At 68.8% G+C, this 9,711-nt stretch carries 9 protein-coding genes and 1 pseudogene; all 10 read right to left on the reverse strand.

The features are described 5' to 3' along the window. Positions 1 to 182 (reverse strand): annotated as a pseudogene (locus G4D87_RS26730) (hypothetical protein); the annotation flags it as partial. Next, positions 179 to 952 carry a hypothetical protein gene (locus G4D87_RS26735; protein ID WP_163785262.1) on the reverse strand — a complete coding sequence of 258 codons (774 nt, stop codon included), beginning with the start codon at positions 950 to 952 and terminating at the stop codon, positions 179 to 181. The gene G4D87_RS26735 and the pseudogene G4D87_RS26730, both read right to left, overlap by 4 nt. A gap of 1 nt (position 953) precedes the next feature. Further along, positions 954 to 2,147, reverse strand: coding sequence for a TadE/TadG family type IV pilus assembly protein (locus G4D87_RS26740; protein WP_163785264.1), 1,194 nt, complete (start codon positions 2,145 to 2,147; stop codon positions 954 to 956). Positions 2,148 to 2,155: 8 nt separating this feature from the next. Then, a complete protein-coding gene (locus G4D87_RS26745; protein WP_163785265.1) occupies positions 2,156 to 4,240 on the reverse strand; it encodes a Tad domain-containing protein in 2,085 nt (694 codons plus the stop codon). A 21-nt stretch (positions 4,241 to 4,261) separates the two neighbouring features. Continuing rightward, positions 4,262 to 5,251 (reverse strand): TadE/TadG family type IV pilus assembly protein, encoded by a 990-nt coding sequence (locus tag G4D87_RS26750; RefSeq protein WP_163785267.1) that lies wholly within the window; start codon positions 5,249 to 5,251, stop codon positions 4,262 to 4,264. 97 nt (positions 5,252 to 5,348) lie between these two features. After that, entirely contained in the window at positions 5,349 to 6,722 is a 1,374-nt protein-coding gene (locus G4D87_RS26755) for a zf-HC2 domain-containing protein (RefSeq protein ID WP_163785269.1), read from the reverse strand. Continuing rightward, a complete protein-coding gene (locus G4D87_RS26760; protein WP_163785272.1) occupies positions 6,719 to 7,390 on the reverse strand; it encodes an RNA polymerase sigma factor in 672 nt (223 codons plus the stop codon). Before G4D87_RS26760 ends, G4D87_RS26755 begins: the two co-directional genes overlap by 4 nt. Before the next feature lie 43 nt (positions 7,391 to 7,433). After that, positions 7,434 to 7,841: a DUF2085 domain-containing protein gene (locus tag G4D87_RS26765; protein ID WP_163785274.1), complete on the reverse strand. Its 408-nt coding sequence runs from the start codon at positions 7,839 to 7,841 to the stop codon at positions 7,434 to 7,436. After that, on the reverse strand, positions 7,810 to 8,862 hold the full coding sequence (locus G4D87_RS26770) for an ABC transporter ATP-binding protein (RefSeq protein ID WP_205507736.1): 1,053 nt from the start codon (positions 8,860 to 8,862) through the stop codon (positions 7,810 to 7,812). Before G4D87_RS26770 ends, G4D87_RS26765 begins: the two co-directional genes overlap by 32 nt. Next, on the reverse strand, positions 8,859 to 9,711 hold an 853-nt coding region (locus tag G4D87_RS26775), incomplete at its 5' end, for an ABC transporter ATP-binding protein (RefSeq protein ID WP_163785278.1). The genes G4D87_RS26770 and G4D87_RS26775, both read right to left, overlap by 4 nt.

The following is a 9,711-nucleotide window of genomic DNA, read 5'->3' on the forward strand; positions in this document are numbered from 1 at the left end:
ACCGCCAGGCGCCAGTAGTAGACGCGCACACCGCCGCCGTTGAAGCGGTACGTCACCCAGTCGCCCAGCCGGGCCGGACGGGCGCCGCGGGACATGTGCTGCACCAGCTCCCGCGCGGGATTCGCCTCCACGCGGACCGGCAACGCCAGCACCAATGCGGCCACCACGAGCAGGGTCCTCACTTCGCGCCCTCCTTCTTCTGGGCCTGGTCCTTCTCGTAGGCCTCGCGGCTCTGGCGCACGGCATCGTCGTTGGGCACCGCGTCCGGGCGGTCCGAGCCAATCCACATCTGGACCACCGCGGTGACGCCCTCCTCCGCGGGCGACATCGTCGTCACCACCTGCTCACCCTTGCGGGCGTGCTCCATGGTCAGCTGCGTGCCGCCGCCCATCTTGAGCGCGGACTGCCGCACGGGCGCGTAACCGCGACGCTCCAGCTCCGCGTTCACCTGCTGTTGCACCTGGGTCAGCTCTCCCGTCACCAGCGTGGTGCGGCTCTGCGAGCCACCCGGGTCGTCCCGCGTGGCCAGGTCCTGGCTGTAGAGCGCGCCTTCCAGCGTCACCAGGCCGGGCGCCGGCTTCTTGGGCGGACGCACCCACAAGTCCCGCAGCGCCGTGAAGCCCACCGTCTTGCCCAGGTGCTTGCGCAGCACGACGCCGCGCTGGAGGCCCTCGCGCGTATAGAGCGCCGACACCACGCCCTCGTCCTGCATGTCCCCTTCCACCACGGTGGGATAGCCCTCTTCCTGCCACTTCCGGGCGAAGTAGGCCGCCACCTTCTCCATGGAGTCCGGCGTCGTGAAGTATGCGAGGCGGTAGTACTCCCCGCCAATGACCAGGTCGTTGCCGATGCGCGTGTGGATGGTGCCCGGATAGATGGGCAGCTCCTGCTCCGCGGCGGCTGGCACGGAGGCCAGCAGCACGCACAGGAGCGCCGTCCGGACGGGCCCCACCCTACTCGCAGGGAATCTTTTGGTCTTGCTCGTCATTCTGCGTGGACTCCGGGCGGGCATCCGGGTCGGTCGGGTCATCCGCCATGGCCCGCTTGCACCCCATGTAGAACTCGCCGCGCGCGTTGAAGACCTTGATGTAGTTGCTGTTCGCGTACGTCATCTCGTCGCGGAACGGCGCGGTGTCGAAGCAGTTGGGCCGTTCGTGGTCGGTCAGCTCCAGGCCGCGCTTGTGCATGACGTGGAGGCCGCTGCTGGCCTTCGCGTCATACTGGGCAAGGCCGGTGCAGTCGCCCTTCTGAGAGTCGCCCACGCCGTAGTTCCGGGACACCACGAAGGTCCCCAGGAAGTTGGGGAGCACCGAGGCGACCACGTCCAGGATGGCGCCGATGCCCAGGCTGTCCAACGTGGAGGCGAAGCCCAGGAACACCATCCGATCCACCTGGCGGTAGAGGCCGTGCGGCTGGCTGAGGGAACCACCGGTGTGCTGACCGGCGCGGCGGCCACGGACAATGGCGTCACCACCGTCCGGCATGTGCCAACCGTTGGCGTACATGGAGTACTTCGACTTGAGCCGCAGGCTGCCCAGGTCGCGCCCGCCCATCATGTTCTCTTGGAAGAAGCCGCCGTTGCCACCGCTCTTGTCGAGGTACCGCGTCGGCAGGATGGTGTTCTCGTAGTTCATCTCGACTTCGGATTCGACCCAGCCGCGGTTGTTGAAGCCCCACTGGTTCAAAACCCATCCCATGCCGTTGTTCAAGGGGCTGAGGATGGCGCCCGCCAGGCCGCCTCCTTCGCTGGTGCTCGGGCTGCCGAGCATCCCGCTCTCCAGGAAGGTGATCTCCTTGTTGGTGATGGTCGCCGTCACGTCCGTGTAGCGGGCAATGAAGTTGCCGCCGGTGCCGTTGGGCTCCACCGAGTCCATGTCCCTGAAGCGCTCGACGAACTCCTCGTGGGCCTCCTGGCGGGCGTCCTCGAAGGCATTGTCGTGCTGCCCGTTCGCGAAGTCGGAGAGCGCATAGCTCGTCATCTCCCAGACGGCGTAGCGCGCCGCCTCCTGGAGCTTGAGCTTCGCCCTCACCAACTCCGTGAGGTACATGCTGAACATCAGAATCATCACGAGGAGCGGCACGGAGAGCGCGAACTCGACCGTGGCGGCACCTCTTGAGCGCGAGCGCATTTGGAGTCGGGCACGCATGGCAGTCCTCAGTGCGTAATGATCTTCGGGGCAATGCCCTGAAGCGGTCCGGGGAGCGCGTCCATCATCTCACCAATCTTCGGCAGTGAGTTCCGGCCCTGGAACACGGACGCCAGACGCGGGCGCCAGTAGGGGTTGAAGAAGTTGGGCTGCTCCGCCCAGTTGCCGGGGCGGTGGTAGTAGGACTGGCCGCGGGAGATGACGTTGAGGCCTTCGACCAGGCCCAGGAACTTCTTCCGGTTGTTCAGCATCTCCAGGCCGTCCGTGTCCGGGGTGAAGGCGAACTTCACCTTGCCTTCATCGTTGAGCAGCGCGGGCGCGTTGGTGCCGGTGCCGTCCGTGTTCTCCCGGTTCACGACCTGCTCCGGGTCCTTGTTCAGCGCCACCCAGGCGGTGGGCTGGTTGAAGTCCGCCTGGCGCTTGGCCCCTTCACGCATGGAGGCGTTCGCGGTGGGGTTGCACACCGAGCCGAGCTGGCCGGGCTCGAAGTGCATGAACGGCGTCAGGCCGCCCCAGCGGTGGTGACCGTCCTGCACCGGCCGCACGTTGGCCGCGAAGACGTCCGTCTTGGCCCAGCACACGAACGCGAGCTCCAGCACGCAGATGCGCGAGCGGTGCAGCCCCACGTCACGCTCGGCACCACCCGGCCGCATGTGGCCGGACCAGCGCTCCGGGTTGCTCGGGTAGTTGACGCGCCAGTGCATGCCGCCCCGGTGACGACCGCTGTCGGTGTCGTTGAGCGCCCAGATGCTCGTCTTCGTCATGTGCTTGTAGGGGAGCTTGGAGGTGTTGTTGTCCCCCTTGCCCTTGCGGTTGTCGCCGAAGCACTTCCAGTAGTCGTCGTTCTTGGTGCACGACACCGGGTTGTCCGCCTTGCCCACGCCCACGTCGATCTCCGGAGGGCCGAACTTGAGCCAGTACGGGTCGTCTGAACCGATGTTGTCGCCCTGCGCCGTCATGCCCCAGGGGTTCAGGTTGTCGTTCCAGTCGCGGATGTAGTTGCGGCCTTCCTGACCGGGACCGCGGCCGGCGCGGACCGCGTTGGCGTTGGGGAAGCCCGTGGAGAGCATGCGCGTCTGGCCAATCTTGCCGAACTCGAAGATGCCGGGGATGTTGACGCCGCCGTTGAAGAAGTCCCGCATGAAGCTGAGCATGTCCGGCAGCGGCAGCAGGTCACCCATGCGGCGGCTGGTGATGAAGCCCTGGGGGCACGCGCCACCATTGGCGTCACAGGCGTAGCGCGTGGCGTTCGTGATGCCACCCATGGAGCGCTTGGCGCGGGCGATGGGGTCGTTGGCGGCCTTCTTCGTCACGTCCAGCGCGCCGAACGGGTTCTTCCACGTGTTCGGCGCCAGCGGCTTGCCACCCGCGTGCGGGCTGTGCGCCTGGCTGAAGAGACACTGGCTGTAGAGACCCGTCGCCAGCTGGCTGGCCAGCGAGGAGATGTTGCTGTCGTTGTCATCGATGACCGTCTGCGTGGTCTGCGTCACGTGCGTGGACGCGGACATCATCACCGCCTGCGACGCGAAGTACATCACCCCGTTCATCACCCGGTGCGCGGGGATGATCCACTCACCGATGATCCGGTCCGGATTCAGCCTGGTGATGACCTGCTGGATGGGTCTGAGGAAGTAGTTCCGGTACGCGGTCATGATCCGGCCAATGGCCTTGATGACCGCGCTCACGTACGGAATGACGTTTTCCAGAATGGGACAGGCGATCTTCCAGAAGAGGTTGTTCGTCTTGCCCGCGCAGGGATTCAACGTGCGCATGAAGCCGTAGATGTCCGTGAGGAACGCCTCGGCGGAATAGATGAGTGACAGCAGCGACTGCCACATCATCGCCGACACGTAGTGCGACACCTGCGTGCGGTTGGCGTACGCGTAGAAGTTGAACGCGCGCGCCTCCATGGCGGCCATGGAGTATGACGCGGAGTCCGCCGTGTTCTGCAGGCGGATGCGTTCATGCACCGTGTGACCGATGTTGACCGTGGTCAACACGGCGATGGACATGATCAACACCATCAAGGCGGCCAGCACCAAGGCCTGGCCTTCCTGGCGGCGGAAACTCTGTCGGAGGGTCCGGGTGAACATGGGTCGGGAGTCCTCTTCCTCTTACAAACCCCAGTCGGGGTTCAGGTGCATGATCCACTTGCGGTGGAAGTTGGACTGCATGCGCATGCTGTACGTAGCCGTCAGCGGCATGAAGTACCGCTTGCCAGCCAGGTCGGAAACGAGCGGGATGCTGCCGTTGGCCAGCATCCAGAGCACGGTCATTTCAAGCGGATACACGGAGTCGTACCCCATCTCGTGCTCGATGCCGCGGGCGCCAGCGAGCAACGGGTTGAGGTTGCCACGCTGGTTCATCATGTTCGCGCGGGGGTCCACGGTGCCGCGGTCAATGGCGCCTCGCAGCGCCATGCCCGCGTTCGAGGCGAACCAGGAGTAGAAGATGATGGAGTTCGCGAACGGGACACGCAGCTGGTACCAGTAGCGCAGACGGATGGTCAGTCGCGTGGACTTGCGGAACACCAGCTCCGCGTCGTCAGGCTCCGGCAGGTTGAAGAACTTGCGGATGTGGTTCTCCAGCGAGGGCACCTCCGGAAAGGAGTCCGCGCCGTCGAAGTCCAGCTCCTGCCAGTTGTAGCCGCTGCGCAGCTTCCACATCGAATCGATGGGCGTGAAGTACGCGGGGCTGATGGTGTCCACCCGGATGACGCCGAACAGGTTGGACCCGTTGACCGTCCGGGGCACGCGGCCGCCGCCGAAGTTCAGCATGCGCATGCCAGAGTCGTAGAGCTGGTGGAGGACGAACGTCTTCCCCAACTCGACGATGTCGTCGGTACGCCCCATGGTGGGAAGCAGCGCCACGATGGCCGCGTCATGCATGCGCTCGTTGTTGCCGTTCCACACGATGCCGGCACGCGCGGCCTGATAGGCGGCGTACTCCGTCATCAGCTTCGCGTGCTGCATCATCGTGAGCTGGATGATCCCCAGCGTCATGAAGACGGTGAGCGGCATGATCATCGCCGCTTCCACCGCGGCCTGACCTGACTGCCGGCGAGACGCCCCCCGCGCCCGCGGTTCCTGTGCTTCCTGTCCCATGAAACCATTATCCAGGGACAGGTCTCAGAAGCGCATCGGTCAAATGGACAGACCTGTGCCTACGTTTCCCTCCCAGTTGATGAGAAAATACTCCCCGCTATTTCGCGGGTTTAGCGGGCAGCTCGTTGACCGATGACTCGCGATCCACCCGCCGGCGCGCCGATCTGGCGGCGTCCGAGGCGGGCGCTTCTTGTATCACGCGCTTGCAAGCCTCGAGTCCTTCGGCACGCCGACCCAGGGCGAACTCGAACTCACACAGCTGGTTCAGAAGCGTCCAGCGCTCCTTTCCAGTGGCCCCCGCGGCCAGCGCCGCGCGGATCAGCCCGGCTGCCCGGGCCCCCTCCCCCGCGTCGAACGCCGCTCGCGCCTGGCGCGACAGCTCCGCGACGTCGGCGCGCGCCATGGGGGGCGGCGGAGGCGCGGCGGGGGGCGCGGCTTTCTTGGAGACCGGTGCCGGCGCCGGGCGCTGAAGCTCGGCGTTGCCCTGGGCGGCGGCGCCTCCCGGGGCGCCCTTGGATTCCGACGCGTCCAATTCGTCATCGTAGGCGGCGCCCCGTGCCGCTGGCGACGTGGACCCCAGGCGCAGCGAGTCGCGCGGGGGGACGGCCCAGGGGGCCTGCGAGTCCGCGACGCGCCGCTCCTGCTGACCGGAGGCATCGTCCCGGTCCTCCGGCGGTGTCCGCAGGTCCTTGGATTCACTCGCGACTTCGGACTCCTCGTCCAGCGACGACGGCGCCCCTTCCTGCGCCATGGGCGCGGGCTCCTGCGCGGCCAGCATGTCGGCCTTGGGTGCGCGAGCAGCGGCGGGCGGCCCGCGCTTCGCCTTGCTCGCGCTCTCACGCCGAATCCGCATGTCGAGCCCGCCGCCACTGCCCGCGTTGGCCCAGTCCTCCGCGAGCCGTTGCTGCTCTCGCGAGCGCTCGGCCACCTTCGAACTCTTTGGCGCGGCCACTTCCCGGGCGGCGTACCCCGTCGCTTCCGCCTCGGCGGGCACCGTCGGCGCCGCCGCGGGGGCCGGCGCGGCCGCGACCGGCGCGAAGCCATCATCGGACGGCGGGGACACCTGCTCTTCCTTCGCGACCGCGACCTTCGCCACGCTCAAGTCTGGCCGCGTGAGCTCGGGCGACCGGGCCTGGAGCGTCAGGATGCCAAAGGTGCTCACGGAGGCCAGACCCACCACGGGCAAGAACCACCGGCGCCAGCGGGACGACTTCGGCTCGGGGCCCGCGGCGGCGCGGCGCGCGGCCTGCTGGGCATAGGCCATCAGCGACTCCAGCCCCGCGTCCGGAGCGGGCTCCACCGACAGCTGGGACATGGTGGCGCGCACCCCGCGAATGTCGTCCAGGGCCTGGGTGCAGCGGGAACAGCCCTCCAGGTGGGCTTCGACGAGGCGGGCCTCGGGCACCGGCAGTTCGCCATAGGCGAAGTCGAGCAGCCGGTCCTCCTGCGCATGTGGATTCTGCGGCTTCATCCCACCACCGTCCTTCCGTCCTCGGCGAGGTCGCCGTCGACGCCCATCTCCGCCAGCCGGCGGCGAAGCCCGTCGAGCGCGTAGCGCATGCGGCTCTTCACCGTGTTCTCGGACACTCCCGTCACCTCCGCGATGTCCTTGAAGGGGATGCCGCTGTACTCGCGCAGGGTGAAGACCTCACGCTGCTCGTCCGGGAGCGTCGCCAGGGCTCGCTCCAGCATGGGACGCAGCCGGGCGTTGTAGGCGCCGCGCTCCGGGCTGGCCCCCGCGTCCGGAAGGCCCTCCCCCAGGGGGCGCGACTCGTCCCGCTCCGCTCCCGGGGCGGGTGCCTCCAGGGAAGACGCCTGGCGGTAGCTCTCTTTGCGCGCGCTGTCCACGCAGAGGTTCCTCGCAATCGTGTAGAGCCAGGTCGTGAACTTCGCCTTGGGCGTGTAGTCGCCGGCGCTCCGAACCACCTTCAGCCACGTCTCCTGCAGCACGTCCTCCGCCCGTGCCCGATGCCCCGTGAAGCGGAAGATGAAGTTGAACACCGGCGTCCGGTGCTTGCGCACCAGCGCCTCGAACGCGCGCGCGTCCCCCGCCTGGAAGGCGAGCATCAGCCGCTCGTCTGAGGTTTCCGGTCCCAACACTCCCCCAACGCGCCTCGGAGCCACCCTCACCCGGCCCACTCCGCCACCCGTGCACTCTTAACGGGCGACGGGCCGCCAGGGTCTATCCCGGGCGCGGTCTCTGGTAAGTGGCGAGAATGACAGGGACGGCCACCGCTGTCACGAGCGCGCCCTGCGCCAGGAGCACCGCCGGCAGTGGCTGCTGCAGGTGCACGTACAGGGAGCGGCCGAGCGCCGCCCCCAGCAACACGCCCGTCAGGGTGCGCACCGCGTTGCTTCCGGACGCCGGCCGGAAGCGGCCCACCGCCCAGTCCGCCAGCGCGGGAACGGTGAGCGCCAGGACGACGGGCACGTCCAGCGCCCACCGCAGCGGGGCGCGCACGGCGAACAGGGCCACCAGCACCGCCAGCAGCACCGGATAGGTCCCCAGGCAGCGCGCGCACACGCGCACGCCGCCGAACAGGTAGGTGCGGTTGTACTCATCCGGATGATGATGGCTGAGCCAGAACACCAGGACTTCCTCCAGAAGGGGCCGCGGCCGGGGCCTCACGCGCGTCGGCCTCCGCCAGGAAACACGCGGCGAAGTGGCCACCGCCCAGCGCGTAGGACGGGGGTGACTCGCGCCGGCACCGCTCCATGGCATGCGGACAGCGCGGATGGAAGGTGCAACCAGGGGGCGGCGCCAGGGGCGATGGCGGCTCGCCCGGCACCAGCAGGCGCGTCCGGGCGTGGCCCGGGTCCGGGACGGGCACCGCGGACAGCAGCGCCTGGGTGTACGGGTGGCGGGGCTGACGGTAGAGCGACGCGGCCGGGGCCAGCTCCACGATGCGGCCCAGGTACATGACGGCCACCCGGGTGGACACGTACTCGACGATGTTCAGGTCGTGGGCGATGAAGACGTAGGTGAGGCCCCGCGCCTGCTGCAGGTCCACCAGCAGGTTGACGATTTGCGCCTGCACGGACACGTCCAGCGCGCTGATGGGCTCGTCGGCCACCACCAGGTCGGGCCGCAGCGCCAGCGCTCGCGCGATGCCAATGCGCTGCCGCTGCCCGCCGGAGAACTCATGGGGGTAGCGCGCCAGCGCCTCGCGCGGCAGCCCCATGGCGTCCACCAACTGCGCCACCTCGCGCTCCCGCTCACCCGGCCCTCGGGCCAGCCCGTGGATGGCGAAGGGCTCCTCCAGAATCTCCCGGACCGTCATCCGGGGATTGAGCGAGGCATACGGGTCCTGGAAGACGAACTGCATCCGCTGGCGCAGCGGCCTCAGCCGGCGCTGGGACAGCCCGGTGAGCTCCTGCCCGTCGAAACGGACGGAGCCCGCCGTGGGCTCCACCAGCCGCAGCACCGCGCGCCCCAGGGTGCTCTTCCCGCAGCCACTCTCCCCCACCAGCCCCAGCGTCTCACCGCGCATGACGTCGAAGTCCACGCCGTCCACGGCCTTCACCGCGCCGCGCACCCGGCCGAGCACGCCGGCTCGCACCGGGAAGTGCACCTGGAGGTCGCGGACCTGGAGCAGCGGCGTGGCGCTCATGGCGCGGGCACCGGGTTGTGACAGGCCGTCCACTGCCCTTCCCTGGGCGACGTCAGCGCGGGCTTCACGTGCGCGCAGACGTCCAGCGCGCGTTCACAGCGCTCCCGGAACGCACAACCGGCGGGCAACTCCCGCAGCGGCGGCACCCTGCCGGGGATGGCCCGCAGCCGCGCCCGGGAAGCCGGAGCGCCGCCCACGTCGCGCCGGGACGGAATCGAGCGCAGCAGCCCCGCGGTGTACGGGTGCGCGGGCCGGGCGAACAGCGCGCTCACCGGGGCGCGCTCCACCACCCGGCCCGCGTACATCACCACCACCGCGTCGCAGCTCTCCGCCACCACACCCAGGTCGTGCGTAATCAGCAGCACCGCCATGCCCCGCTCGGCCTGGAGCCGCGCGAGCAGGTCCAGAATCTGCGCCTGGATGGTGACGTCCAGCGCGGTGGTGGGCTCGTCCGCGATGAGCAAGGCCGGGTCACACGCCAGCGCCATCGCCATCATCACCCGCTGCCGCATGCCTCCGGAGAGCTGGTGGGGATACGCGTCCACGCGCTCGGCCGGCGCGGGGATGCCCACCTGCCGCAGCATCTCCACGGCCTTGTCCCGGGCCTGCGCGCGCGAGGCGCCCAGGTGCAGCCGGACGCCCTCGGCAAGCTGCTCGCCCACGGTGAACACCGGGTTGAGCGACGTCATCGGCTCCTGGAAGATCATCGCCGCGTGCCGGCCGCGCACCCGGCGCAGCTCGGCCTCCGGCAGCGTCAGCAAGTCCCGGCCCTGGAAGCGCACCTCCCCGCCCACCACGCGCACCGGCGGCTCGGGCGCCAGCCGCAGCAGGGACAGCGCCGTGAGGCTC

It is taken from the genome of Myxococcus vastator, assembly GCF_010894475.1.
Lineage (GTDB): Bacteria > Myxococcota > Myxococcia > Myxococcales > Myxococcaceae > Myxococcus > Myxococcus vastator.

Bases quoted from the DNA above. Each gene is read 5' to 3' on its own strand.
- G4D87_RS26755 (WP_163785269.1), bottom strand. From the start codon at position 6,722: ATGAAGCCGCAGAATCCACATGCGCAGGAGGACCGGCTGCTCGACTTC.
- G4D87_RS26740 (WP_163785264.1), bottom strand. From the start codon at position 2,147: ATGCGTGCCCGACTCCAAATGCGCTCGCGCTCAAGAGGTGCCGCCACG.
- G4D87_RS26770 (WP_205507736.1), bottom strand. From the start codon at position 8,862: ATGAGCGCCACGCCGCTGCTCCAGGTCCGCGACCTCCAGGTGCACTTC.
- G4D87_RS26750 (WP_163785267.1), bottom strand. From the start codon at position 5,251: ATGGGACAGGAAGCACAGGAACCGCGGGCGCGGGGGGCGTCTCGCCGG.
- G4D87_RS26745 (WP_163785265.1), bottom strand. From the start codon at position 4,240: ATGTTCACCCGGACCCTCCGACAGAGTTTCCGCCGCCAGGAAGGCCAG.